The sequence below is a fragment of the Niallia alba genome (assembly GCF_012933555.1).
GTDB lineage: Bacteria > Bacillota > Bacilli > Bacillales > Cytobacillaceae > Niallia > Niallia alba.
The window spans coordinates 3,721,040-3,747,973 of sequence record NZ_JABBPK010000001.1 but is presented as its reverse complement, the minus strand read 5'-3'; the positions used below and the strand labels follow the sequence as shown (position 1 = coordinate 3,747,973).

Annotated in this window: 23 protein-coding genes; 16 read left to right on the top strand and 7 right to left on the bottom strand. The window is 34.7% G+C overall.

The window, feature by feature from the left end:
* Nucleotides 1-69: 69 nt before the first annotated feature.
* Both HHU08_RS17905 and HHU08_RS17900 read right to left on the bottom strand, forming a co-directional pair.
* The gene (locus HHU08_RS17905; RefSeq protein WP_016202849.1) at nt 70-291 is read right to left on the bottom strand and encodes a DeoR family transcriptional regulator; all 222 of its coding nucleotides are present in this window, start codon (nt 289-291) and stop codon (nt 70-72) included.
* A 527-nt stretch (nt 292-818) separates the two neighbouring features.
* Complete coding sequence (locus tag HHU08_RS17900; RefSeq protein ID WP_016202848.1) at nt 819-1,277, bottom strand: NUDIX hydrolase; 459 nt, start codon at nt 1,275-1,277, stop codon at nt 819-821.
* Nucleotides 1,278-1,456: 179 nt separating this feature from the next.
* On the opposite strand from HHU08_RS17900, the gene pepV reads away from it, so the two are divergent.
* From pepV to HHU08_RS17870, 6 genes are all read left to right on the top strand, one after another.
* A complete protein-coding gene (gene pepV / locus HHU08_RS17895; protein ID WP_016202847.1) occupies nt 1,457-2,875 on the top strand; it encodes a dipeptidase PepV in 1,419 nt (472 codons plus the stop codon).
* A 26-nt stretch (nt 2,876-2,901) separates the two neighbouring features.
* Nucleotides 2,902-3,756, top strand: a complete 855-nt coding sequence (gene dat, locus HHU08_RS17890; RefSeq protein ID WP_016202846.1) for a D-amino-acid transaminase — start codon at nt 2,902-2,904, stop codon at nt 3,754-3,756.
* 481 nt (nt 3,757-4,237) lie between these two features.
* The gene (gene thpR, locus HHU08_RS17885; protein WP_040343195.1) at nt 4,238-4,804 is read left to right on the top strand and encodes an RNA 2',3'-cyclic phosphodiesterase; all 567 of its coding nucleotides are present in this window, start codon (nt 4,238-4,240) and stop codon (nt 4,802-4,804) included.
* Between the two features lie 35 nt (nt 4,805-4,839).
* A complete protein-coding gene (locus HHU08_RS17880; RefSeq protein ID WP_169188986.1) occupies nt 4,840-5,811 on the top strand; it encodes a nuclease-related domain-containing protein in 972 nt (323 codons plus the stop codon).
* 49 nt (nt 5,812-5,860) lie between these two features.
* Complete coding sequence (pulA, locus tag HHU08_RS17875; RefSeq protein ID WP_328823035.1) at nt 5,861-8,020, top strand: type I pullulanase; 2,160 nt, start codon at nt 5,861-5,863, stop codon at nt 8,018-8,020.
* A gap of 458 nt (nt 8,021-8,478) precedes the next feature.
* Complete coding sequence (locus HHU08_RS17870) at nt 8,479-9,252, top strand: phosphotransferase family protein (protein WP_016202842.1); 774 nt, start codon at nt 8,479-8,481, stop codon at nt 9,250-9,252.
* A 24-nt stretch (nt 9,253-9,276) separates the two neighbouring features.
* Here HHU08_RS17870 and HHU08_RS17865 read toward each other — a convergent pair whose 3' ends face one another.
* On the bottom strand, nt 9,277-9,555 hold the full coding sequence (locus HHU08_RS17865) for a YtzH-like family protein (RefSeq protein ID WP_016202841.1): 279 nt from the start codon (nt 9,553-9,555) through the stop codon (nt 9,277-9,279).
* A 228-nt stretch (nt 9,556-9,783) separates the two neighbouring features.
* Here HHU08_RS17865 and trmB point away from each other — a divergent pair, with 228 nt between their 5' ends.
* On the top strand, nt 9,784-10,422 hold the full coding sequence (trmB, locus tag HHU08_RS17860) for a tRNA (guanosine(46)-N7)-methyltransferase TrmB (protein WP_016202840.1): 639 nt from the start codon (nt 9,784-9,786) through the stop codon (nt 10,420-10,422).
* 93 nt (nt 10,423-10,515) lie between these two features.
* Here the strand turns inward: trmB and HHU08_RS17855 are convergent, their stop codons facing one another.
* Nucleotides 10,516-10,830, bottom strand: a complete 315-nt coding sequence (locus HHU08_RS17855; protein WP_169188984.1) for a PepSY domain-containing protein — start codon at nt 10,828-10,830, stop codon at nt 10,516-10,518.
* Between the two features lie 270 nt (nt 10,831-11,100).
* Between HHU08_RS17855 and HHU08_RS17850 the strand changes: the two genes are divergently transcribed.
* Both HHU08_RS17850 and HHU08_RS17845 read left to right on the top strand, forming a co-directional pair.
* Nucleotides 11,101-12,174, top strand: coding sequence for a M42 family metallopeptidase (locus HHU08_RS17850; protein ID WP_016202838.1), 1,074 nt, complete (start codon nt 11,101-11,103; stop codon nt 12,172-12,174).
* Nucleotides 12,175-12,338: 164 nt separating this feature from the next.
* Complete coding sequence (locus HHU08_RS17845) at nt 12,339-12,857, top strand: DUF84 family protein (RefSeq protein ID WP_169188983.1); 519 nt, start codon at nt 12,339-12,341, stop codon at nt 12,855-12,857.
* 56 nt (nt 12,858-12,913) lie between these two features.
* Here the strand turns inward: HHU08_RS17845 and HHU08_RS17840 are convergent, their stop codons facing one another.
* A complete protein-coding gene (locus tag HHU08_RS17840) occupies nt 12,914-14,932 on the bottom strand; it encodes a methyl-accepting chemotaxis protein (protein ID WP_169188982.1) in 2,019 nt (672 codons plus the stop codon).
* Nucleotides 14,933-15,170: 238 nt separating this feature from the next.
* Between HHU08_RS17840 and HHU08_RS17835 the strand changes: the two genes are divergently transcribed.
* The 4 genes from HHU08_RS17835 to murC all read left to right on the top strand — a co-directional run bounded on the left by HHU08_RS17835 (nt 15,171) and on the right by murC (nt 21,530).
* Nucleotides 15,171-15,485 carry a thioredoxin family protein gene (locus HHU08_RS17835; protein ID WP_016202834.1) on the top strand — a complete coding sequence of 105 codons (315 nt, stop codon included), beginning with the start codon at nt 15,171-15,173 and terminating at the stop codon, nt 15,483-15,485.
* Nucleotides 15,486-15,730: 245 nt separating this feature from the next.
* Complete coding sequence (locus HHU08_RS17830; RefSeq protein ID WP_016202833.1) at nt 15,731-16,531, top strand: DUF1444 domain-containing protein; 801 nt, start codon at nt 15,731-15,733, stop codon at nt 16,529-16,531.
* A gap of 613 nt (nt 16,532-17,144) precedes the next feature.
* Nucleotides 17,145-19,973: a DNA translocase FtsK gene (locus HHU08_RS17825; protein ID WP_169188981.1), complete on the top strand. Its 2,829-nt coding sequence runs from the start codon at nt 17,145-17,147 to the stop codon at nt 19,971-19,973.
* Between the two features lie 258 nt (nt 19,974-20,231).
* Nucleotides 20,232-21,530, top strand: a complete 1,299-nt coding sequence (gene murC / locus HHU08_RS17820; protein WP_016202831.1) for a UDP-N-acetylmuramate--L-alanine ligase — start codon at nt 20,232-20,234, stop codon at nt 21,528-21,530.
* A gap of 152 nt (nt 21,531-21,682) precedes the next feature.
* Here the strand turns inward: murC and HHU08_RS17815 are convergent, their stop codons facing one another.
* Nucleotides 21,683-22,798, bottom strand: a complete 1,116-nt coding sequence (locus HHU08_RS17815) for an aminopeptidase (RefSeq protein ID WP_016202830.1) — start codon at nt 22,796-22,798, stop codon at nt 21,683-21,685.
* 280 nt (nt 22,799-23,078) lie between these two features.
* Between HHU08_RS17815 and HHU08_RS17810 the strand changes: the two genes are divergently transcribed.
* The 3 genes from HHU08_RS17810 to ytxJ all read left to right on the top strand — a co-directional run bounded on the left by HHU08_RS17810 (nt 23,079) and on the right by ytxJ (nt 24,510).
* Entirely contained in the window at nt 23,079-23,522 is a 444-nt protein-coding gene (locus HHU08_RS17810) for a DUF948 domain-containing protein (RefSeq protein WP_169188980.1), read from the top strand.
* A 15-nt stretch (nt 23,523-23,537) separates the two neighbouring features.
* The gene (locus tag HHU08_RS17805) at nt 23,538-23,972 is read left to right on the top strand and encodes a YtxH domain-containing protein (protein ID WP_169188979.1); all 435 of its coding nucleotides are present in this window, start codon (nt 23,538-23,540) and stop codon (nt 23,970-23,972) included.
* 211 nt (nt 23,973-24,183) lie between these two features.
* Entirely contained in the window at nt 24,184-24,510 is a 327-nt protein-coding gene (ytxJ, locus tag HHU08_RS17800) for a bacillithiol system redox-active protein YtxJ (protein ID WP_016202827.1), read from the top strand.
* Nucleotides 24,511-24,759: 249 nt separating this feature from the next.
* On the opposite strand, the gene pilM is transcribed toward ytxJ, so the two are convergent.
* On the bottom strand, nt 24,760-26,934 hold the full coding sequence (gene pilM, locus HHU08_RS17795) for a cell division protein FtsA (protein WP_016202826.1): 2,175 nt from the start codon (nt 26,932-26,934) through the stop codon (nt 24,760-24,762).

Here is a 26,934-nt window from a genome sequence, read left to right as displayed (position 1 = left end):
AACTGAAAGCCTTACAGTGAGGTTTTGTTTTATTATACAAGTTTAAAATCTCGGTTGTTTCTAATTGGTTTAGGATGTCATTTTCACTTTTTTTCTAGTTGTTGTCCATTTTCCACGACTTGGACTTTGAACCAAGTCATTATAAGCTAACACATTCAAATCTCTTTGAATCGTTCGCGGAGTAATACCAAATTCCTCCACTAGCTCTTGTGTTGTGACAGTTCCACGCTTACTAATAAACATGTAGACGGATTTGATACGGTTTAACATCCGGTTAGTTGAAGGTTTCAATAAACCACTCCCTATCCTTTTTTCAAACCTTTGGCAAATTCCAGCGACCGACAGCTTATTTGAAGAACAAATTCTTCAAGCGTATGTAATTTTCTTTTCCACAGACAACCCCTTTTCAAATGGCTAAATAGTGATACATTCAATAGAATGATATTCTATATAAATATTGTACCCCTATTTACTAATATATTCTACATTATTTGCGTTAATTTACAAAATATTTGCTTATTTACGTATGTATTTACCACCCCCTGTAGGGTTTCTTTACATTCATCATATGGGATATACGATTATGATATGAATAAAAATGTAAAAAGGTTATAAATAAATTTTATTTCCCCAATTTTATATTTGGTAAACTAAATTTAAAAAGTTTTTTTGGAAGAGCATGTTCCTATTAACCCGCAGCCTGAATACACTTCGCTTTCCGTGAATTTGTATTCGAGCTGCTCATTGTTCTTATAAACTTTTTAATTTCCTCTGCAAAAGTAGTATCAAAAGGATAAAATTTTTTCTTCTCTCTAACTTTATACTATTGAACGTATTTTAAAGTCCTCTATCATTCTACGATGGCTGCCGACCATTTTTTCTGGTAGATTGTGTAATGGGAAGAATTGCAGGCTGAATGATTCTTCGTGATTGTTCTCAAGTTTTCCTTCATATTCAGAAGTACAGTAGGTAGTTGTGACCGTATAAAAAGGATCTCCGTTTGCAGCAACAGCAAAGTAGTCTTTTCCAGAATAAACGGATAGTAATTGAAGATTTGTTACTTGAAGTCCTGTTTCTTCGAATACTTCGCGCTTCGCCGTTTCTTCGGTGCTTTCTCCTATTTCCATTAGTCCACCAGGTAATCCCCAAACATTTTTTGGATGCTTTCTTTCTTGTAAGAGAACTTTCTGGTCCTTATCTAGTAGAATGACAACTGCTCCAACAAGAATAAGAGGCATCTTGCCAACAAGTTTTCTTAAATCTTCTATATATCCCAATTAAATACATTCCTTCCATATGCTAGATTAACTATAGTATAGCTTTGTTTTCAATAAAAGGTATACTATACTTAATGATAATTTAGTGAAATGTGGTTTTAAAGGTTTTATTTTTCATATAAAGCGTTTTATGATATGTTTTTCCTATAATATATTTATAAGTTTGCAAGGAGGCAGCCATGAGTTCAATTGATTGGTTAAATGAAGTACATAATCGTAAAGACAGCTTTATTAAGGATTTGCAGGGACTTTTGCAAATTAGGAGTGTATTGGACGAAGAAAATGCAACAGAGGATGCACCTTTTGGAAAAGGGGTGAAAGAGGCATTAACCTATATGCTATCCTTGGGAGAAAAAGATGGTTTCGTTAGTAAGAATGTTCAAAACGTTGCTGGCCATTTACTTTATGGGGAAGGTACTGAGAATGTTGGTATTCTTTGTCATGTGGATGTTGTACCAGAGGGAGACGGATGGACAAGTGATCCTTATAAGGCAGAGATTCGCGATGGAAAAATTTATGCAAGAGGAGCATTAGATGATAAAGGTCCTACAATGGCTGCATACTATGCGATGAAAATTGTGAAAGAGTTGCATCTTCCATTAACAAAAGAGATACGAATGATCATTGGAACAGATGAAGAAAGTGATTGGAGATGTGTAGAAACGTATTTCAAGGAAGAAAGTATGCCTACGATCGGATTTGCACCAGATGCAGACTTTCCGATTATTTTCGCGGAAAAAGGGATAGCTGATTTTGACATCGTTCAGAAATTTCCAGGAGAAGCAACCGATTCGGGAGAAGTGAAAATTCTTAGCTTTTCTTCGGGAAGACGATATAATATGGTCCCAGACTTTGCGCAAGCCATATTAGAAGTGAAAGAAGGCGAGCAAACCGAGATTATTCAACGCTATCAGAATTATTTAAAACTAGAGAATGTGCCTGGACGCTATTTGGTTGATAATGGTGATTTGGTATTAGAATTAGAAGGGGTGTCAGCACATGGTCTGGAGCCTAATAATGGGGTTAATGCTGGATTAAAACTTGCTGATTTTCTTGTAGAATTAAAGCTGGATGAGAAGGCGATTCATTATTTTCAATTTGTGAAAAAATTCTTTGTGAATGATTCTAGAGGGAAAAAACTCGGTATTAATTACGAGGATGATATTACAGGTGAGCTAACTTTAAATGCCGGTATATTGGATTATGAAGCAAATCGTGGTGGGAAAATAGGACAAACAGTACGTTATCCTGTTACAAATGATATGGATAAAACAAAAGAGAAATTAACGAAGTTATTAACAGAACATAGTTTTAGCTTAGAGAACTTCACAGATTCAAAACCACATTACGTAGAAAAAGACTCAGAATTAATTCAAACGCTGAGTAAGGTTTATGAGGAACAAACGGGAGAAAAAGCGAAACTTCTATCCATTGGTGGAGGAACGTATGCAAGGTCACTAGAAAAAGGGGTTGCATTTGGACCGCTTTTTCCAGGAAGAGAAGATATTGCTCATAAAAAAGATGAGTATATGTTTATCGAGGATTTGTTGAAAGCTACCGCTATTTATGCACAAGCAATATATGAATTGGCTAAATAAAGAGATCACTTAAAGGAGAAGAGAAAATGAGTACGGTGTTAATGAATGGGGAGTTTATACCAAGAGAAGAAGCAAAAGTAGATATAGAAGACAGAGGATATCAGTTTGGCGATGGAATTTACGAAGTAATCCGTGTGTACAATGGTAAAATGTTTATGGCGAAAGAACATCTTGAGCGTTTATCTGCAAGTAGCGAGAAAATAGGCATAGCTACTTCTTATTCCATCTCAGAATTAACAATTTTATTAGAAGAGTTAATTGCGAAAAATTCATTAAGCACCGGTATCCTTTATATGCAGTTCACAAGAGGCGTAAGTCCACGAAATCATAGTTATCCAGAAACTGTTGCACCAGCTTTTGTAGCTTATACTAAACCATTGTCGAGACCGCTTGATAACCTAGAAAATGGAGTAGGAACGATTACGGTAGAAGATATTAGATGGTCTAGATGTGATATTAAAAGTTTGAATTTGCTTGGAAATGTCATGGCAAAACAGAAAGCTGCAGAAGCAGGATGCTTTGAAAGTATTCAGTATAGGGATTTATCCGTAACGGAAGGTAGTTCTTCTAATATCTGGATTGTTAATGGGGGTAAGATTCGGACTCATGAAGCAAATCAATTTATATTAAATGGGATTACAAGACAGAAAATTATTCAATTATGTGAAGAAAATGGGATAGAAGTGGAAGAAAAGGCATTTTCTATTGAAGATTTAATCGATGCGGATGAAGTATTCTTATCTAGCACAACTGCTGAAGTAACACCAATAACTGCTGTAAATAATGTTCCCGTGAAAGAAGGGAACATTGGGGAAGTTACAAAGAAACTACAAGATTTATTTGTTGAGGCTATTGTTGGGGAGTGCGGACAGATTAGCTAATAAGGAATTCAGTACTAGGAAATAAAAAATAAAAGGAGTTGTTTCAAACTGGTTAATAGCTAGATTTTGAGACGACTCTTTTTCTTTTTTTAAGAAAAATAAGGTATATTAATCATATAGATTTCGAAAACATAGATATAAATACGGTTAAAATTAATAGGATAGGTTATATAATAGAATAAAGTTAGAGATCAGGGATTGGCCATGGTGTCTAACTTTATAAATACATTTATCTTTAAAAAAGCTGTTTTCTAAAGGATTGTTGTTTTTTCAATCGGAAAAAAGAATTAGTTGGAAAAATAGAGCAGCCGGAATACACGAAGACGCCACGGGGATTAGCGAGACAGTCTGAGACCCCGGAGGCGAAGCTGAGGAGGCTAAAGCTTAGCCCCACGGAAAGCGAAGTGTATTCCGGCTGCGGGTAATCGCAACAAACTTTACGAAAACAGCCTTAAAAAAAGAAGCAAGAAGGAAAAAGAATATGAAAAATGCAATTCCTCATTATTTTATTGGTATTAAGCCAGATGTTCAGGTTATGAATGAATTAGAAAAAATGAGTAAGGAGTTACAACAAAAATTCTCCTTTAAAAAATGGGTACATCCTTTAGATTATCATATTACCCTTGCATTTTTAGGAAGTGCCTCTAAGGATAAAAGGGATAAGTTACAGACACTTTTAAAACAGTCAGTTCTAGCAAGTGATGAATTTCCATTACATATTGAACAATTAGGTGTTTTTGGTCAGTTTCAAAGTCCGAGAATTTTCTGGGCAGGTATGAAAGAAGAGAAAAAATTATTTGATCTTAGAAAACAAGTTTTTGAAATCTGTATGCAGGCAGATTTTCAGCTGGAAACAAGACCTTTTCATCCACATTTAACGCTGGCAAGAAAATGGGATCAAAATACCATGTTTTTGGAGCAGATGTTAAAGGAATACAGCCTACCAGAAGATTTAATTTTTATGGTGGAGAGCATACATTTATTTCAGACCCATATAGAGAAAATACCTAAATATGAAATAATCGAAAGCTATTCCTTTAAGGATTGAGACAACAGAAACATTGTAATATAGGGGGGAAAAGTTTGGCGCAATTAATAAAATTGCAAGATTATGTGTCTAGGTATGAGCAGAACATTGTCTTGTATCCATCACGCTTTGTTCGTTTAAAAAAACAACAATGGATAGGATTAAAAAAAGCATTTGAAACAAAGGACAGAAGTCTCTTTTACATGGAGAACGAACGGGAAGAAGACTGGATGATAGAAAGCCCTTCATTTCTTGAGCGAGTTAAGAAAACAATCTTGAATCGTAATAAGATGGAAGAAGCAGAGTTGACTAATGAAAAAGAAAGGGAAGAAAAAGAAGAAGTAGAAGAATTAAACTTCGATTACGATGCAAAAAAATATAGCCATCCAAAAACATTAGATGAATTAAAACAGCAATTTCTTAATCAATTATTCGAATTTCAGCTGAAATGGGCTAGTTCAACGCTCACGGAAATATCAAAAGTGACTAAAACGCTTTATTATGATGATTTATTAAAGTACTACTTACAGAGATTTCCGGATACGTTCTTAGTACTTTATCAACCGCTGTTTCAGCTGAAAAATGCACCTGTTGAATTAGATACGATTATTATTACACCGACAGATATTTGGTGTATTCATGTGTTAGAAGCAGAAAACTCAGCAGTATTTGTTGGTTCAAATGAAAAATTTTGGGTTAAAAAAAAGAGAGATAAGGAGAAAAAGATACTTAGTCCTGTCATATCTATAAATAGAACAGAAACAATTGTTAAGAGTATTTTAGATAAATACGACATTACATTACCTGTTCATAAAGTAATCCTTACAAGAAATGGTTATGTCGATTTTCCATCTGCACCGTATGATTTGAAAGTTATTGAAAAAAGAAATTATGAAGAATGGTTTCACAAAATGAGAAGTCATCATTCACCCATTAAGGCAATTCAATTAAAAGCCGCAGAAAGCTTATTGCATTATGGTTTGACGAATTCAAAAAGAAGATATGAATGGGATACAGAGGAAACATAAGAAATAACGGGGAAGATTTAGAATAGATACATTTTCATAAGAAAAGGGAGTGAGGGATTTGCTGTCGATAAGAAGAAGTTTCTTTGCATATTTAGATGAAATGTCATTAATTACTGTTCTACTTCCCTATTCATATTTTCATGGGGAATCTACAGCCTTTTTATTAAAAGGTGAAAAGCATCCTATTAATCTTGTGATTGAATCAAAAGAAAAAATGCAGCATTTCGTTAAATACAAATGTCGTTTAAACGAAAAGATACAAATTGGCCAAAAATATGAGGTGGAAGATGGAAACAAGGGGATAACAGATTTACAAATAGGTGCTGTTATCAGAACACCTTCCTTTGATGAGGAATTTTATTATGATGGTCCATTAGGGGTAGATTATTCTTCGAATCAGCGTATTTTTTATCTTTGGGCTCCAACTGCACAACAAGTGAAGTTAGTGTTGCAATCTCCAGACCTATCAAATAAGGAACGAACAATTGTAGAGATGGAAAGGCAGGAAAAAGGTGTTTGGAAAACAATCTATGAAGATGAGGTGGAAGGATATTTTTACAGTTATCTAGTGCTGATTAACTTAGAATGGAAAGAAGCAATAGATCCGTATGCAGTTGCTGTTTCTGTTAATGGAGAAACAGGAGTGATTGTTGATTTAAATAAAACGAGAAGACAGAAACCTGTATTGCCAGCTCTAGACCATGCAGTCGATAGTGTAATATATGAAGCTCATATTAGGGATTTAACAATCCATCCAGATAGTGGGATTCAGCAAAAAGGAAAGTATCTAGGTGTAACAGAATTAAATACTGAAACGAATAAAAAGAAGCCTTCAGGCCTGTCCTATATCAAAGATTTAGGTGTTACCCATATAGAGTTTCTCCCAGTACATGACTTTGAAGAAATTGATGAATTAGAGGTATTGAAAAAGTACAATTGGGGATATAATCCTTCCCATTATAATGTTCCAGAGGGTAGCTATTCAACCGATCCCATTGATCCCTATGTAAGAATTAATGAACTAAAAGAGATGATTTATACTGTACAAGAGCAAGGAATTCGTGTCATATTAGATGTTGTTTATAACCATGTTTATAAAAAAGAGGATTCATCTTTTGAAAAAATTGTACCAGGTTATTTCTTCCGATATGACAAGTATGGAATGCCATCAAATGGAACGGGAGTAGGGAACGACATAGCTTCTGAAAGATCTATGGTGAGACGCTATATTGTGGATTCTGTCCGTTTTTGGATAGAAGAATATCAAATTGATGGATTGCGTTTTGATTTAATGGGGATTCTAGATTGCCAAACGATGAAGGAAGTACGTGCAATATGTGATAATGTCGATAAGAGCATATTAATAATTGGGGAAGGATGGGATCTTGCAACCCCTATAAATCATGATGAGAAGGCAATTATTGCTAATCAACAGTTACTGCCAAGGATTGGACAGTTTAATGACCAATTTAGAGATAAATTAAAAGGAAGTACCTTTGATATATATGATCGAGGATATGCGCTTGGAAATAAGCAATATAAAGATGAGATCCCTGAATTATTAGCTGGAAGCATTGGAACCTATAAGGATAAAGGGATGTTTTTTGAACCTGGTCAATCTGTAAATTATGTGGAATCTCATGATAATCATACGTTATGGGATAAGATTGATATATGTTTTTCTAATGAGTCAGCAGAAGAGAAGATAAGAAGACATCGGCTTGCAACGTCTCTCGTACTTCTTAGTCAAGGGATACCTTTCTTGCATTCAGGGCAAGAGTTTTTTCGAACGAAGTATGGTGTGGAAAATAGTTATCAATCACCAGACGAAATTAATCAGCTAGATTGGAATAGAAAGGATCAATATCTAAATAATGTTGAATATATAAAAGGCTTAATTTTATTAAGAAAAAGGAATAAAGCCTTTCGACTTCAATCTGTAGAAGACATACAAAGACATGTAACGATTAATCAGCAATCCAATGATATAATCCAGTATCTATTACATGACTTACAAGGCTTTAAGGATGAATGGGAAACCATCCTTGTATTGATTAATGTAAATGATTCTGCCGAAGAAGCATATTGTTCTGAAGAGGGTTGGAACATAATTGTGGAAGACGGTGTGGTATATCAGGATGAATATCCAAGTGTTCACGGAGATAGAATTATGATGAATCCTATTAGTATCACGATACTCGCCAAGTAATAGGAGCTTGGCAAGTATGTTGATATATTTCCTGAATATTTAAAAAACAGTGAGCGATTGTCCTAATAGAAGAATCTAATAAAAATTTAGCAGAAATATTCATTTTAACCGGAGATTCACTTGACTAAAAAATGAAATAAGAGATAATATTTAAATGAGAAACTTTCTATTAAAGATATGTATTTAGGTGAAATTTAATATAAAATGATTGGAAATATTGGATACATAGTATAATTGTATGGATACTATGTCCTTTTTCTTTTTTATCTCATTAAATTTTAGGCACGTATGTGCTAATGTGAAGATAGATTGCTTTACGATGAGTGTAAATTTTCTATAGTTGATGAATAGCTAATAACCATTTTTGTTTGTTCTTCCTACCAATTTAGGACAAAAAAGACTCAAACAGGAATTTCTCATCTTTTTTTTGGAGCATAATATATAGTAGGTGAACAATTTTGGAACATTTATTAGGGCAAGATTGGGAAATAACCCCTGCAGGTGGAGAAACAGGCGAAGCCTTTTTTGCACAAAATAATGGACAAAAGCTTTTTTTGAAGCGGAATTCTTCTCCGTTTTTAGCTGTGCTTTCTGCAGAAGGAATCGTCCCAAAACTTGTTTGGACAAAAAGATTTGAAAACGGAGATGTTTTTACTGCTCAGCAATGGCTGATTGGTAGGGAATTTGGTCATTCCGATATGACGGATGAAAGAGTAACCATGTTACTTAAGAAAATTCATACCTCTAAGCCTTTATTAGAGATGCTCAAAAGGCTAGGTAAAACGTCTTTTCATCCTGATATGATTTTGACAGTTATAAAAGCAGAGATAGACGATGAATTAAAAGAAAACGAGGATATCACACGTTATATCCAATTTTTAGAGGATAATCTTCCATTTATCAAAACAACGGAGCATGTTGTATGCCATTGTGATGTTAATCATAACAACTGGTTGCTCTCTGAAGACAACCAGTTGTATCTAATTGATTGGGATGGTGCGATGATTGCAGACCCAGCAATTGATTTAGGAATGTTACTTTATTGGTATATTCCAAAGAAAGATTGGAAAAATTGGTTACACACATATGGGTATGAACTAACAGATCATTTATCCTTACGAATGAAATGGTATGTTATAGCCCAAACCATCAACTCCATACGCTGGTACAAGAAGAAGGGGCGTTATAGCGAGATGGAAAGATGGATGCAATTTTTACATGATATTGATTAAGTTTGCATATAAATCGATTAGTTATTATGAAAAATTGTTAATCCCATCTACCCATTGAGACAATTGATCTTGGTATGAATGGATATGATTGTCTAAATCAGAGGCATTAACACCTTGTTCACTGTAACGGTGTATTTCCTCTAATATTGGAAGAATATTTTGATCAATTTGATCATTGGTTCTTAAGGAAGTAATCAACCTCTCTATTTGTTCGCATTCTGCTACAGATCCGCAGCAGTCGGTTTGTTGATTACTGAGAATATCAGCTAATAAAGTTAGTTGATGCTCATGATTTATAGGCATACTTAGAACACCCTTTCTATAGGTTCTAGTATGAAAAGAGTAAAATCATTCTTTTCAAATACCAGTTAAGGAATTCACTTATAGCTTGTGAATTCTTTTTTTCTTTATACAGATGTTCGTAATGTAAATTTATCCTTCAAAAAAATCAATTGCCAAGAAAAGAGTATTGCATCCATGTATAATGCATGATATTGTTTGAAACGATAGTTATTAATAAGGAGTGTCCACATGCGATTAAGACATAAACCATGGGCGAAAGATAAGTTAAGTGCATATCCACAATATGTTATCCAAAACCCAGAAGATTGGAAAGGTAAATGGGATCAGGCATTTAGTCAGAAAGGGCCGATCCATATTGAAATTGGTACCGGAAAAGGCCGATTTATTACAGAAATGGCAAAAGCAAATCCTTCCATCAATTATATCGGCGTAGAGCTTCAGGAGAGTGTTATTGTTTCTGCATTAGATCGCTTAATTGAGGCAGAGGTACCAAACTTGAAGTTAATGAATATGAATGCTGAAAAACTAAAGGATTACTTTGAAAAAGGGGAAATTGCACGAGTATATTTGAATTTCTCTGATCCTTGGCCAAAAACGAGACATGAAAAGCGAAGACTTACGTATAAAACGTTTTTAGCTTCCTACGAGTCTGTGCTTGGAAATCAAGGAGAAATCCATTTTAAAACAGATAATCAAGGTTTATTTGAGTATTCTTTAAGAAGTTTTTCTGAATACGGAATGCTTTTGAAATATGTAAGTCTTGACCTGCATAATAGTGATTTTGAAGGCAATATTATGACAGAGTATGAAGAAAAATTTTCTAATAGAGGAAATAGAATATATCGTTGTGAAGTGCAATTTAAATAACTGTGGAAAAGGCTATCTCGTATAAATGGAGATAGCTCTTTTTTATGATTAGAGTGCTATTTACTAGAAGTGTTGGCAAAATATTAAAAACACTTATGATAATTGATTAATGTCAATAATCTTACCTGTCTCACTATCAGAAACGAATTCAAATACTTCTTGTGTATCACCATTCATCCGTGTAATACCACCTCTATAAACGGTAAAAGAAGAGTCCACTGTGTGAAGCGTCTCTTTCTCCATATTAATCCAAGATCCGTTAATTGATCCCTTTTCTTTAAAAGCGGTTTTGGCTATATATAAAACCTGCTCACTTGAAAGACCACTGTTTTTAGAAATAGCTTCCTTGGCGATATAGCTTGCGGCTACTCCTACAACAACGCCGCCTATTATATGTTTCCAATTCATAACTTTAACCCCTTAGCTGTTTTTTTAGATCATTTTCAATAAAATTTCATTAGGCAATGGAAATAGCTCTATCAAAAAAACTAGATAATTCTATTATATCTAATTTATGTTATAGAAGAAATGCCTAGGATTTTTTTCTCCCTTTCGGCTAAAAAGAATGGAAAGGCATAAATTGCAATCAGTTAGTGGAAAGTAGTGGTATGCCTTTAGATATTTCGGTACAATAAATATATTATTAAAATACATAGTAATAAAAGGAGCTTTGCTATAATGGAACAACAAACATTAGATTTGTTTCGAACTTTAACAGAACTTCCAGGGATTGCTGGAAATGAACATCAAGTTCGAACTTTTATGAAAGAGCAATTAAGTCTTTATACCAATGAAATTGTCCAAGATAATCTTGGAAGCATTTTCGGAGTTAAAAGAGGAAAAGAGGATGGTCCGACTGTAATGGTTGCAGGCCATATGGATGAAGTTGGTTTTATGGTAACATCCATTACGGATAATGGAATGATTCGTTTTCAACCAATAGGCGGATGGTGGAATCAAGTTTTATTGGCACAAAGAGTACAAATAGAAACGAATCATGGCCCGGTTATTGGCGTCATTGGCTCCATACCACCTCATCTTTTAGATGAAGCAACAAGAAGCAAACCAATGGATATAAAAAACATGCTAATCGACATCGGTGCAGATGATAAAGAAGATGCGTTAAAAATTGGGATTAAGCCTGGTCAGATGATTGTCCCAATTTGTCCATTTACACAACTCGCTAATGAAAAGAAAATTATGGCGAAAGCTTGGGATAACCGTTACGGTTGTGGACTAGCGATTGAATTGTTAAAGAATCTTCAAGGTGAAGAGATTCCAAATATCTTATTCTCTGGAGCTACGGTACAGGAGGAGGTTGGTTTAAGAGGGGCTAGAACAGCAGCCAATATGATTAAACCAGACGTATTTTATGCTTTAGATGCAAGTCCGGCAAATGATGCATCAGGGGATAAAAATCAATTTGGACAGCTTGGAAAAGGAGCGTTACTGCGTATTTATGACCGCACAATGGTTATGCATAAAGGAATGAGAGAATTTATATTAGATACTGCAGAGTCTAATAATATTGCTTATCAGTACTTTATTTCACCTGGTGGAACTGATGCAGGTCAAGTTCATATTTCCAATCAAGGTGTACCTAGTGCTGTAATTGGAATTTGTTCTCGTTATATTCATACAAGTGCATCCATCATTCATATTGATGATTATGCAGCTGCCAAGGAACTGCTTACTAAATTAGTGAAAACGACAGATAGTACAACCATTGAAACATTGCGAGCTAATCAATAATAGCTGTTTGTATTTTAAAAATCTTTAAGACTTTAGGTACAATATAAAACTGGTTTACGAAAACTATATATGGATAAAGGTATCTCAACTATAATTGTTAATTGTTGAGATGCCTTTTTTGCAGGAGTTTTCTTTAATACTAATGGTTAGGAGAGAGAATTTAAGTGAAGGTTTGTATTGGCACAAATAATCAGGCAAAAGTAAAAGCTGTGCAAAATAGTCTCGGAAAAGATAAAAATATCGAGTTTGCGACATTTAACGTTAGCTCCGGTGTAAGCGACCAACCATTTTCAGATGAGGAAACGATTAAGGGAGCAATTAATCGAGCGATGACCGCACTGCAAGAGGGCAAAGGAGAGATAGGAATTGGATTGGAAGGTGGAGTGCAAAGAACAAATAATATCCTCTTTTTAACTAATTGGGGAGCACTTGTATTAAAGGATGGAACCACCTTTATTGCTAGCGGAGCAAGAATACCATTGCCAAATGAAATCGAAATAGAATTACTTGCAGGGAGAGAATTAGGCCCAGTTATGGATGAATATGCACACAAAGAAAATGTTCGTTCATATGAAGGGGCTATTGGGATATTTACATCTGGAAGAATTAATAGAACATCTATGTTTGAACATGTTGTTGAATTACTTGTAGGACAAATGAAATTTCAGCAACATAATGAATAAAAAAATAGAAGAAGGAGTGATTCTAAGTTAACCTACTCCTTCTTGTATATAAAGTTTTAGATAATTTTGTTTTGCTTATTAGTCGTTTCATCAATAGCATAGAGTTTGAACTGACTAACTTCACTATGTAGATCTACGGAGATTTGATAGAGAAGAGAGGCAGAATCATTTATTTTTATTATAGTTTCTAATTGAACTTCACTAGATGCAGATACTTCTTGTGTTGAGGCAGCGGCAGATTGACTAACGTCATATACTTCCAAAACATGCTGCTTTAGAGATTGATTAGCTTCCTTGATTTGAGTAATCGCAGTGTTAATGGTAACTACTTTTATGTTTATATTGGAAATGGAATCTACTATATTTTCAAACACAGATTTTGTCGTATGAACAGATTTTTCCTGGCTACTACTAAATTCGTTTAATTGGTCAGCATTTTCTCTAAGCTGATTCATTTCTTGTGTCATTTCTGAAACTAATAATTGAATGTCTTCTGCTTCCTTCTTCGACTTTTCTGCTAAATTGCGGACTTCGGTTGCGACAACGGTGAATCCTTTTCCACTTTCCCCAGCTCTAGCTGCTTCAATGGCAGCATTTAAGGCAAGGAGATTTGTACTATCTGCTATCGTTTGAATTGTATCAACAATCGATGCGATTTTTTCTGAATATTGAGTTGCCTGCACCACTTTATTTGTTAGAACTTTTGTTAATTGGAGGAAATGAGATGATATTTCTTCTAAATCCTTTACAATCCTAAGTCCTGTTTTACTTTCTTGACTAGCCGATAAAACTTCTTTTGTCACCTCTTTTTCCAGTATATCCGCCTCTTCTATTCTATTCTCCACATCTTTTATATTTTGAAGACTATTGTGAAGACGATTCGCTTGGTCAGATGCTCCTATTGCAATTTGCTGAATACTTTGGTCAACTTCATTAGCTTGAGCGGTTGTTTCTTCTGAGATTGAGCTTAATTGTCGCGAAGAGGCATGTAGTTGGTCTCCTGTAGTAGAGATAAAAAGTAAGCTATCTTGAACTTTTTCCGCCATCTGATTAAATGCTGTTGCAAGTATGCTCATTTCATCTTTCGTTGTGATCGGAATGCGATCATATAAATTTCCTGCACTGATTTTTTGAGCTGCTGTGATTAGTAATTGAATAGACTTGGATATCCTCTTTAAAAGAATTAACCCAATGATAAATAAAAGAAAAATAATTAGAATGCTGACTGAAATGATAATAATTGTATACATTCTACTTTTTTGATGTAAAACTATATTCAGTTTATCTTGCTCACTGATAATCGTTTTTTCTAGTTCTTGTACTTCAGTTTGAATGGATTTGGATTGTGAATCGAAGGCAGTAATAAAGGATGTACTTCCCTCATAGGATTTGTGTATTTCCTGCATTGCTGTAAGATAATGATTAAAACTAGATGTAATGGACTGTTTTTGCTCTGCAGAAAGGGAATTATTCTTTTCTAGTCTTTCCGCATATCCTGATGAAACCTCAAGGAAATTTTGATAAAAAGTTGGATTTTGGGTAGAGATATAATATTCTTCATTTTTATGTAGTTCTTGGAGCTCAGAAATAAGACTATTATCGTTCGTATACTGGATTATGGACTGCAGTTCTTTAATAGAGCTTTGAACATCACCTTTTAAGCCTTCGTAGGCTTCATAACCGATCGCCTCATACTGTAATGATAATGTTTCAAATCCTTTTAAGTAGGCATCTCCTTCTAATGCTATTTGCTTAAATTTCTGTTGCAGTTCCTCAGAAATCATACGATCCTTACTGTATTGTTCAGCTAGAAGTATCAGTTTGTTCACTTCTTCTTTTACATTTTCCCCTAAAGCATAGTTTGGTAATAGAAGGTATTCCCCCTCCACATTACGTGTCTGCAAAATAGTTGCTTTTATCTCTTTTCCCACTCCAACTATAGAAGCTAGATGCAGTTCTTGCTGCTTACTTTCCGTTTGCACACTGTTAAAAAATAATATAGCACCTAATAAAGAAATTAATCCGCAAATAGCTAAACCTAAAATAAAATATAATTTTGCTTTAATCGTTCTCATTTAATCACCTCTTTTGATTAAATATTCTTAAAAAACTGAATATTTAATAATTATAGATGTAATTATTAAATAGGACAATAGTCATTGTAAGCTTTTTTAAAAATAGTCAAAATAACTTAGAAAAAGCTTGGATTCAAGGTGATAAAAAGGAAGCAGTAGGAAAGCATATTAGTAGTGAGGAACATATTTTTCTGATACTATTTATAAAAAGGCTTCAATTATTTAGGGGGGCAATACAATGAAAGATTTGCAATCAGTGGAAGAATTTACAGAGTTAAAAAATAGCTCGGAAAGACATATTTTTCTTTTTTCCGCAGAATGGTGTGGAGACTGCCGATTTATCGAACCATTTATGCCAGAAGTAGAAGCGAAATATGATAACTATACATTTGTTCATGTGGATCGAGACAAATATATTGATACATGTATAGAGTTAGATGTGTTTGGCATCCCAAGTTTTATCGCATTTGAAGGCGGAAAAGAACTTGGTCGATTTGTAAGCAAAGATCGAAAAACACAAGAAGAAATTGAAAAGTTTATTGAGTCTCTATAAGAAAAATATAAGGTAATAGGAATATTAGTGGCGGAAACGTGTTAAAGAGGCGTTTATACTATAAAGGTTGTCTCGTATAAAAAGGTAGTTAAGGAAAACAAATAGTTCCTTGCTATAATTTTATAAGAGATAACCTTTTTCCTTGTGTTTGTAAAAAACGTAGTATCAAAAGAGATGAATATACAATCATTTAGCGTATAATAATAGGACGAAATCTAAAGGACGGAAGTGAAGCAATCATGAAAATGACGAGTAAGAAAATGAAGGATATGCTTAAACAAAGAATAAGCAATGAAGATCGAACTTTTACTTTTGATAGTAAAAAAGATCAAGTTCGCATAGAGAGTAAAGTAACGGGAAAAGGAGTTACTGTTTCTTTACCTGAAATCATTGCTAAATGGGAAACACAGAAAGAAAAAGCAGTAGATGAGATTGTTTATTATATCGAACATGGATTAGGTGCTATTGAAAAAGATGGGCAAATAGAAGGGAAAGAGAAGAAACTATTTCCTGTCATACGTTCGACTTCTTTTCCGCAACAGTCAAACGAAGAAATTCCATTTATAACTGATGAACATACAGCAGAAACAAGAGTTTATTATGCTTTAGATATGGGGAATACTTACCGTCTTGTTGATGAGAAATTGATGGAGAAGGAAGAATGGACCCCTACTTCTATAAAAGAGATGGCTCTTTTTAATGTTCGATCTCTATCCACACAAGTAAAGTCTGACAATGTGGCAGGAAATATTTTTTATTTCTTAAATAGCAATGATGGCTATGATGCAAGTAGAATACTAAATGATGCTTTTCTAAAAGAAATGAACGAAAAGGTAGAAGGGACCATGACTGTTGCTGTACCGCATCAAGATGTGCTTATTATTGGGGATATTCGAAATGAAACAGGATATGATGTCCTTGCTCAAATGACAATGAGCTTTTTTGCAAGTGGAAGAGTTCCCATTACGGCATTGTCTTTTCTTTATGAAGGTGGAGAATTAGAACCTATCTTTATATTAGGGAAAAATAAAAAACGAGAAAAATAATAGAAAAAATGTAATCAAATCGATTTATAATTTACTTTTGAATGACATCTAATTGAAATGTGTTTATATTAAAATAACCATTATGTAGATTAAAAAAATGAAATAAATGCCGTCTATTCTTTAAATAATGAAAGTAATCTTTTCCATATGTAAAGTTCCCTGTTTTAACTTAATTATATAGAGAGACTTAATGAAAGAGGCAATTAGGACTAAATTAGCTTTCAAAAGTGTCTCTTTTTTGTTTTATTCATTTGTTCCATTTATCCCACCCTTAACGGACAGTAAGACTCTGACTTTAAGCTTAAGAGAATTTGAGGAAGATAGAGCGGGATCAATTGTCCATAAAGGTCCAAATGGTTCAACTAACTTGCTGTGAGGGACGAAGGAAAACTCTTCGGATGGAAGTTTCACTTTAACATATTGCAGTTTGTTTTTACATCTTATAATGGCACGTGTAGAATGCCTCGAACAGAATGAGCCAAAAAAAGGGACAGCTGTCTTTGTTTAACCTCTATCTAAAGAGGGAAAGGGAGAGTTGTTAAAAAATAGTACTCGAAATTCTGAACATAACTGTTAAAATAGTAATGAGATTTGAAAGAAAGAGTGATTAAGTGTGAATTGGTTCAAGAAAGTATTTAAACAGTTTGTTAGTGAAGAAGAGGAGCTGAACCAAGTTGAAAAAACGGTTGAGATAGAAAATCAACCAAATGTTGAATCCACTGCATGGAAGAAAGAGATGGATTCCAAAGTTCTCTATCAATATCCAAAAGGTAATTTTCGTTTTCCGTTAATACCAGATGGGGATGAAGATGATAGGAAAGAAGTAGACCGAAAGAAAAGAAGAGTACCTAGGCAATCATTTGTAAATGATCAGGAAGAAATCAATCAACCATTTAAACGACAATTTACGGAACAGCCCAAAAATAATTTCAAGGAAGAACAAGTATCAAATACATATAGTGGAAATCGTCCGTTTAAGCCGACGGAAGTTGTTTCTCCGATATATGGATATAATCGTCCGGAAAGAAAAGAAACAAGCACAACGACATCACGACCTATAATAAAAGAGCCTGTTGACGGTTGGCAAAAATCATCTGTCATACAATCACAAGAAAGGCAAGATGAAGTGGTGCGGGAAATAGTGGAAGTGACTGATGCATTATTTGTAACTCCAAAAGCGGAAATAACTGAAGAGATAGCAGTAACTTCAGAAATGGAAGTAACTGAAGAGATAGCTGCAACTCAGGAAGTAGAAGTAACCGAAGAGATAGCTGTAACTCCAGAAGCCGAAGTAACCGAAAAGATAGCTGTAACTCCAGAAGCCGAAGTAACCGAAGAGATAGCTGTAACTCCAGAAGCCGAAGTAACTGAAGAGATAGTAGTAACTCCAGAAATGGAAGTAACTGAAGAGATAGCTGCAACTCAGGAAGTCGAAGTAATTGAAGAGATAGCAATAACTCAGGAAGTCGAAACGACCGATGAGATAGACCTAGTTCGAGAACAAGCTACAATGACAATGGAAGAGCATAAACAAGAGTCGATTCTTTCTCCGTATCCAGAAGAATCATTAGATGAAGAGGAAGATGCACATCATTATAATAACGGAGATAGTTCATTAGAACCAGGAAAGATTGCTTCACCTGTTAGTCTTGAAAGGGATTGGGAGGATAATGAAGTAGATAGGCAGATAGAAAGCTTAGTAGATGAGCAGGAACATAATGAGCAACCGTTGTTGCGGTTTGAAGAAACAGAAGTAAAGGTAGAAGAAACCTTCCTGCAAAATAGCGAGGAGGTTGTTGAAGAAAAGGAAGAAAAAGATTCCTCAGAAAAAACATTGGAGAGAAAACCTCCTACTCGAAAAGGTCCTTTACCATTTAATGTGTTGATGCTGAATAAAGACAGACAGTCATTGGCGAATAAAAAAATCGAAAAAAAAGTTTATGATAAGCCAAAGCCAGAGCCAAAGGTCGAAGAAATAGTTCAACCTTTAAGCGAAGAGGATGAAGAGGTTTATCATAACTTACCATACTATGTTTTTCCTGAAGAAAATTTGTTGCATCCCCCTATTTTACAAATAGAAAAGGATGGATGGATTGAAGAGCAGACGATGCTTTTGAATGATACATTTACTAATTTTAATGTTCATGCCAAAGTGGTAAATGTAACTCAAGGACCTTCTGTTACTCGATACGAGGTTCAACCCGAACCAGGAGTAAAGGTTAGCAAAATTACAAACCTATCTGATGACTTAAAATTAAGTTTAGCTGCCAAGGATATAAGAATTGAAGCACCTATCCCTGGAAAACATACAATCGGTATTGAAGTGCCGAATCGGAATAGCCGGCCAGTGCTAATCAGAGAAATTTTAGAAAGCGATGAATTTAAAAATTCTTCTTCTCCTTTAACAGTTGCTATGGGGCTGGATATTTCCGGTAAACCAATTGTGACGGATTTACGAAAAATGCCTCATGGATTAATTGCGGGAGCAACCGGTTCTGGAAAAAGCGTATGTATAAATACAATGCTTGTAAGCTTGCTATATAAGGCAAAGCCAGAGGAACTGAAGTTATTGTTAGTAGATCCTAAAATGGTTGAGTTGGCTCCATATAACTATATACCACATTTGGCAAGTCCGGTTATTACCGATGTAAAGACTGCAACTGCTGCCTTAAAATGGGCCGTAGAAGAAATGGAAAGAAGATACGAACTTTTGGCACATGTAGGTGTTAGAGATATTTCAAAATATAATCAATTAGCAGAAGAGCATAAAAGATACAGTGAAAAATTGCCTTATTTAGTGATTATTATTGATGAGTTAGCGGATTTAATGATGATGGCTCCAGCTGATGTTGAAGAAGCAATCAGCAGAATAGCCCAAAAGGCAAGAGCCTGCGGAATTCATCTCTTAATTGCAACACAAAGACCATCTGTAGATGTTATTACAGGTTTAATAAAAGCAAATGTTCCAACAAGAATCGCCTTTTCTGTTTCCTCTCAAATTGATTCACGAACAGTGATTGATATAAGTGGTGCCGAAAAACTGTTAGGAAAAGGAGATATGCTGTTCTTAGAAAATGGCACATCCAAGCCAGTACGATTACAAGGAACATATGTATCAGATGAAGAAATTGACCAAGTGGTTGCTCACGTAAGAAGAGAAAGAAAACCAGAATATTTATTTGAGCAAGAAGAGCTTTTAAAAAAGGTACAAATGTCTGAAGAAGAAGATGAGCTATTTTATGAAGCATGTGAATTTATTATTGAACAAGGTGGTGCTTCTACATCTAGTCTTCAAAGAAACTTTAAAATAGGGTATAATCGAGCAGCGAGGTTAATTGATATGATGGAGAAGCAAGGATTTATATCTGAAGCAAGAGGGACAAAACCGAGAGATGTATTAATTACAGAAAGTGAATTACTGCAATTTCAGGAAACGGAATAATACCAGAAGCATTTCTGTTTGGTAATTTCCATACATTGGAATTGTATTGTTGCATAGTTTTTCATCATGAAAGATGGTATAATGTATAAATGTGAAATGAAAAAAAGGAAAAAAAAGTTAATGTTCAGCTGGAACATGAATAATAAGCTGAATGAGAAAAATAAAATGGAACAAAAATTGCATACATAAATGCAATGAGCAAATTGAATGAGGATATCATATACTGTTAAAAGATATGCGTAGTTGGAGGTTCTTTATATGACTATTTACCACTTCGTAGGTATAAAAGGGTCGGGAATGAGTGCATTAGCACAAATTTTACATGATATGGGTTTTGAGGTACAAGGATCAGATGTGGAAAAAAGATTTTTCACTCAGATTGCTTTAGAACAGGCGGGAATTAAAATTCTTCCTTTTCACCGGGAAAATATTAAACCAGGAATGAATGTTATCGTAGGGAATGCATTTCCAGATACACATGAGGAAGTAGAAGAGGCTGTAAAGCTTGGTCTTCCAGTTATTCGTTACCATCGTTTCCTTGGAGACTTTATGAAACAATTTACAAGTATTGCTGTTACTGGAGCGCATGGAAAAACTTCAACAACTGGTTTGCTTTCCCATGTAATGAAAGGTGCAAAACCTACAGCATATTTAATTGGTGACGGAACAGGTAAAGGCGTATTGGAAGCAGAATATTTTGCTTTTGAGGCATGTGAATATAGAAGACATTTTCTGTCTTATTTCCCAGATTATGCGTTGATGACAAACATCGATTTTGACCATCCAGACTATTTTGCTAATGTGGATGATGTTTTTTCTGCTTTTCAAGAAATGGCATGGCAAGTTAAAAAGGGAATTTTTGCTTGTGGAGACGATGAACATCTGCAAAAAATTCAAGCAAAAGTACCAGTTGTGTTTTATGGTTTTGGAGATGAAAATGATTTCCAAGCGAGAAATGTAGAAAAAACGACAGAGGGTACAACTTTTGAAGTTTACGTTCGTAATACGTACTACAACACATTCTCCATTCCAACATTTGGTGACCATAATATTTTAAATGCTTTGGCTGTTATTACGCTTAGTCATTATGAGGAATTAGATGCGGAAATTGTGAAAGAAAGATTAATGACCTTTGAAGGTGTTAAACGCAGATTTACAGAAAAGGTAATTGGCTCACAGGTTATTATTGATGATTATGCTCACCATCCTACTGAAATTAAAGCAACAGTAGAAGCGGCCCGTCAAAAGTATCCTGATCGAGAAATTGTAGCTGTATTTCAGCCACATACATTCTCTCGTACACAAGCGTTTCTTCAAGAATTTGCAGATAGCTTAAATTTAGCAGACTCTACTTATCTATGTGATATATTTGGTTCTGCTCGTGAAAATCACGGAAAGTTAAGTATCATGGACTTAGCTGAAAAGGTACCTGGAAGCAAAATTATTTCAGTAGAGACTGTTTCTTCCTTAAAAGAACATACTGATAGTGTAATCTTGTTTATGGGTGCAGGTGATATTCAAAAATATCAAAGTGCTTATGAAAAAACATTAGGATAATAAAAAAGGACTCTTTCGCCTATACGTAAGAGTCCTTTTTCAATAGTTAAGAAATTATAAGTTTCTAGGAGCTGATGGCATTCACGATCGTTTACTGGACTTCCATTAAGCTCAGGAAGGTCGCGCCACTAAACGGGTGCCCATAGCTTTTCTTATTTTAAATTCTCTGGATTTAATGCTTCTAATTCAGGAAGAACAAATTTTCCATCTTTTCTTATTAAAACATCATCGAAGTAGATTTCTCCACCACCATAATCAGGACGTTGAATATTTACCATATCCCAGTGGATATTGGAGTTATTACCGTTATAAGCATTATCATAGGCTTGTCCTGGTGTAAAGTGGAAGCTTCCATCGATTTTTTCATCAAATAAAATATCCTGCATTGGATGTAGAATATATGGGTTTACTCCTATTGCAAATTCCCCAATATAACGAGCACCTTCATCAGTATCCAATACTTTGTTTAGTCTCTCCGTATCGTTAGCTGTTGCATCGACAATTTTTCCATTTTCAAACTTTAAGCTAACATTTTCAAATGTAAATCCTTGGTAAGGCGAAGGAGTATTATAAGTTAGTAATCCATTAACCGAGTCACGTACAGGAGCAGTATAAACTTCACCATCTGGAATATTCATTTGACCAGAACACTTAATTGCTGGGATGTCTTTAATAGAGAAAGTTAAGTCTGTCCCTGGACCAGTTAAGCGAACTTTGTCAGTGCGGTTCATTAATGCTACAAGATTATCCATTGCTTTGTCCATTTTCCCATAATCCAGATTACAAACATCAAAATAGAAATCTTCAAATGCATCTGTACTCATTCTTGCAAGCTGTGCCATGGATGGGCTAGGGTAACGAAGGACAACCCATCTTGTTTTAGGAACGCGAATTTCTCTATGTACCTGTTTACCAATGGTTGACCCTTCAATCTTCATTTTTTCTGCAGGAACGTCTGCAAGCTCATTAATGTTATCACCAGCTCGAAGCCCAATATATGCATCCATATTACTCATCACATTTGCTTCAAATTGTGCCATCATATCATATTGCTCCTGTTGTGCTTCTAAAAGCAAAGAACGATTTACATCGTTATCCTTTAGGGAAACAAAAGGATAACCACCAGCTGCGTATGCTTCGCGTACAAGTGCTTTTACAAGTTCTTTTTGAAGTCCAAAATTTTCAATAAGAACCTTTTCGCCTTTTTGTAAGCGAATGGAATAATTAATTAGATTTTTTGCTAGTTGATCAATGCGTGGATCTTTCATATGTACCTCCAAATTTTTTTGTGATAACTTTCTTATTGTACCCGAAAATATTTTTTCCTTAAATAAAAAACAATAATAAAATACATTAAAAAGAAAAAATAGGATAAGTTAAAATGATATTTTACGCCTTTCATTAGAGCTTTTTCCTATTACTCGATAAAACCATAAAAGAGCTTTTAAGGAATCATTTGTTTCTGAAAGTTTTTCCAATTATAATAAAACTAAGGTTTTAGCAAACGCGAATCTGGGAAAAGACCAATAAAGTGGAGGTGCGATAAGGATGATAAATCTTTTATACTTAAGCGTAGCATTAATAGCTATTGCGTTTACAATTCTTGTCATTTATGTTGCGAGAACATTGAAATCATTACATACTACGCTGGATAGTGTTTCCAGAACACTCGTCGGGTTAGAAAGGCAACTAGATGGTGTCACGAGAGAAACAACTATTTTATTACAAAAGACGAATGATCTAGCGGCAGATATTCAACAGAAATCAGAAAGTTTAAATTCCGTTGTTGATGCAGTGAAGGATGTAGGATCAAGCGTACAAGGATTTAATCAATCTGTACAATCGATTACACAAAATGTAGAAAATACACTTGTAAAAAATCAAGATAAAATTGCTCAAATTGTTCAATATAGTAAAGTGTTTATGAATATTAAAGATCAATGGAAAGCTAGAAAAACAGAACAAAATCGTACTCGTGTAAGAAGCAATTAAAAGGAGGATGTTAGGATGAAGCGAGAACAAGAAATAATCCATGCAAATGAAAGCTCAAGTTCTAAGGATTTTCTATTTGGTGCATTTTTAGGTGGGATTGTTGGAGCAGCTACTGCGTTATTTCTTGCTCCAAAGCCAGGAAAAGAATTACTTCAAGATTTGAACGGACAAGCAGGAGTATTAAAGGAAAAAGGATCAGAATTCATTTCTATTGCAAAAGATAAAACAGATCAATTAAGTAATGTAGTTACTAAAACTTCTGTTGATATTATGGATAAGGTGAAAAACACTAAAGGTCAAGAGAATACTTCAGACCGTTTTGACGAGCTGAAGGAACAAGCATCGGATTTAAGCACAAGTTTAAAAAGTACTGAATTCGATGAAATTCAACAAAAATTAGAAGAAACAAAACGTGCATTTGATGAGACAGAAAGTAAATATAACCAATGATAAAAACAATATCTGTATAAAACGTTGTTAAAGCTTGCAGTCTATACACACTTTGCTTTCTGCGTTCCAAGAGAGCCAATCTTTTTCGGACCAAGCAGGAAGTAATAAGTATATAGGCTGTTTTTTCTATGTAGGTATTAAGTAAATTCGCCGTTTAATCTTAATGAGTTGTTTGCAAATAATTAGATGGCAAGCGAAAGGGTGGATGAAAATGAAAAAAATAGACACGGTCGAAAAATTTGAGGAGCTAGTTAAGACTACTGATACTTTTTGGTTAGTTAAGCATAGTTTAACATGCCCTATTAGTGCTCATGCTTTTGATGAATATAAACAATATGAGCAAGAAAATCAAGAAATAGATACATACTACTTAGCTGTACAAGAGGCTAGACCATTATCTAATTATATTGCTGAAAAATATCAAGTAAGACATGAATCTCCACAAGCATTACTTTTTGCAGATAATAATATAGTTTGGCATGCATCACACAGGAAAATAAATATAGCCTCTTTACAAAAGGCCGTTAAAGAAATATAGAATATTTATAATGCAGGATATAGACAAAAAGGAATTCAGAAGAAGAAAATTCTGAATTCCTTTTTTGTTTTTATTAAGGTCTTTTTCATATTTGCTGTTGCCCGCCGTCTAAATACTTTTTTTTCGCTTTCCATGGAGCGAGTGATGAGCCTTATGGCGTCTACGTGTATTCAGATTACTCCAAAACATTCCCTCTATACGGAAATTAACCATCTTTTAGATATAGCAGCTTTTATCAAACAGAGACACTTAGTTGCTTGTAGTTGGGCTTTCTGTTTTTGCAGGCCAAACAATCGATAGCCGATCGTCTTTTTTTATAGGCGTTAAAAAGGTTGCATTTTCCCCGTTTCGTAACAGTTGAAAAGACCCTGCGCCATTTTGAGGCATATGGATATTTACGAAAGCAAATAAATCTTGAAATAAAAAGCCCTCAAATGGTTTTTGCTCGATTCTAATGTCGTCACCGCTATATAGGAGATCATCCATTTGAAGAATTTGACCTTTTCTTTGTATTTGTGCTAACTGTTTTGTCAGCGTTATTTTCTTATCATTAAAATATACAGGCAGTACTTGGTACATTAAAATTTGTTTTCTATCTGCCAATTCTTGAACAGTCGGCGTTTTTCTCTTTTCTAATAGAATAACATCATTATTTTCGAATAATTGATTTAAGCGACAAGAAAGACCATTTTTCATAATCTTTCCTGAGAAAGCAGGAAGGACTGTTTCTTTTCCATTAATTAAAATGTGAAAAGGCTTTAGTTCTTCGATCATATTCGATAAATGGAGTGATTCTAATGCTTCTTGAATAGTAGCATCTGCTTGATACTCGATAACATCTTTGTCTTCTATCTGGTGTTCAGCAGAAACAGCTTTTCCATTGCAAAGAATTTTGGAATGAATGGTATAGTTTTTATTGTTTATTGTTATATTTTTGTCAGATTCTGTATCAAGTAAATCCTTTATTTGAACAATAGCTTGTTCTCCATCTTTTCCGCGATAAACCATTAAGGATTCCCCGTCTTCTACAGTATCTTCCAAGGAGCATGGCAATCCTTTTCTTAAAATGGTAGGGCCTTCTCCATGACTACCTGGAATCGTTATTTTTTGATTGTTTATGGATACAATCATTGCGTTGCCGGGTTTCCCGTATAATTGGTTCATCCGAATACCTGATGCTAAAATACAATCTCCGACGGTTAGTTTATTGACTTCAAACAATCTAACGGGTTGGTCATTTATATAAACTGTTTTGTATTGGACTGGCGATTTCTCAGCCGCAATAGCAATTCCAACTGGTGTTACTAGTTCAGGTCCTAAATGGAAGTCTTTTGCAAAGGTTAAGTTTGTGATAGCATCAATTCCTCTAATTGCAACACGATTAGAAGGCAGATTTAGCATCTCAGCAATCTTTTGTTGCAGTGCTGGAGTCTGGCTTCCACCACCAACGAGCATCACTGCTTTAGGTGATTTATGATTGTTTAATGAAAGAATTTCTCGACAGATAGTATCGGCTAATTTGTCTAAAGCTGGTTCAATTTCGTTTATCACATTTTCCTTATGTAATTCAGTTGTAAAACCAAGAATATCTGAAATTGTAATTTGATCACTTTGGGATAATTCTCTTTTAGCTTTTTCGGCCAATGGAAAGTCTAATAAATATGCGTCGCTGATTGCTTCCGTTATTTCATCCCCCGCGACAGGCACCATTCCGTAAGCAGTAACTGTTCCTGTGTCTGTGATTGCAATATCAGATGTTCCTGCTCCAATGTCTACTAAGGCTACATTTAAACGTCTCATAGAAGGGGGAATAAGGACATTAATGGCAGCGATAGGTTCTAACGTCAACGCTTGCATTTCTAAATTAGCTCGATGCAAGGCAGCGATAAGCGATTCTACAACCACTCTTGGTAAAAAGGTAGCAATAATTTCTACCTTTGCAAGGGATCCTTGTTGATCGATTAGACTTCCCATTTCTTGATCATCTAGAGAATAGTAAAGAACCGAATAGCCAACACAATAGTAAAATTGACTTTTGTCACGGTCATTTTTTTCTGCGACAGAGCTTTGTGCTTGCTGGACTGCGGTTAACTCCATATGTAATATATCTTCTTTTGTAATAAGCGGTTTTCTTTCGATGTTCATTTCAAAAGACGCTCGTTCTGTCTTTAATGCTCTTCCAGCAGCAGCTACACTTACTCTTTTTAAAGGTCCATGTTTTACTTCTAATTGTTCTCTAATTTCTTTAATAATCTTGGAAACAGCTAACACGTCATGAATCTGGCCATCTAACATGGCTCTTTCGGTATGTTCAATGGATAATAAATCGGAAACATGATAACTATCCTCTTTTTTTTCTAAGATAATTCCGACAACTGATCGAGTACCAATATCTAATGCAAAAAGTTTCTCATTACTTTGCAC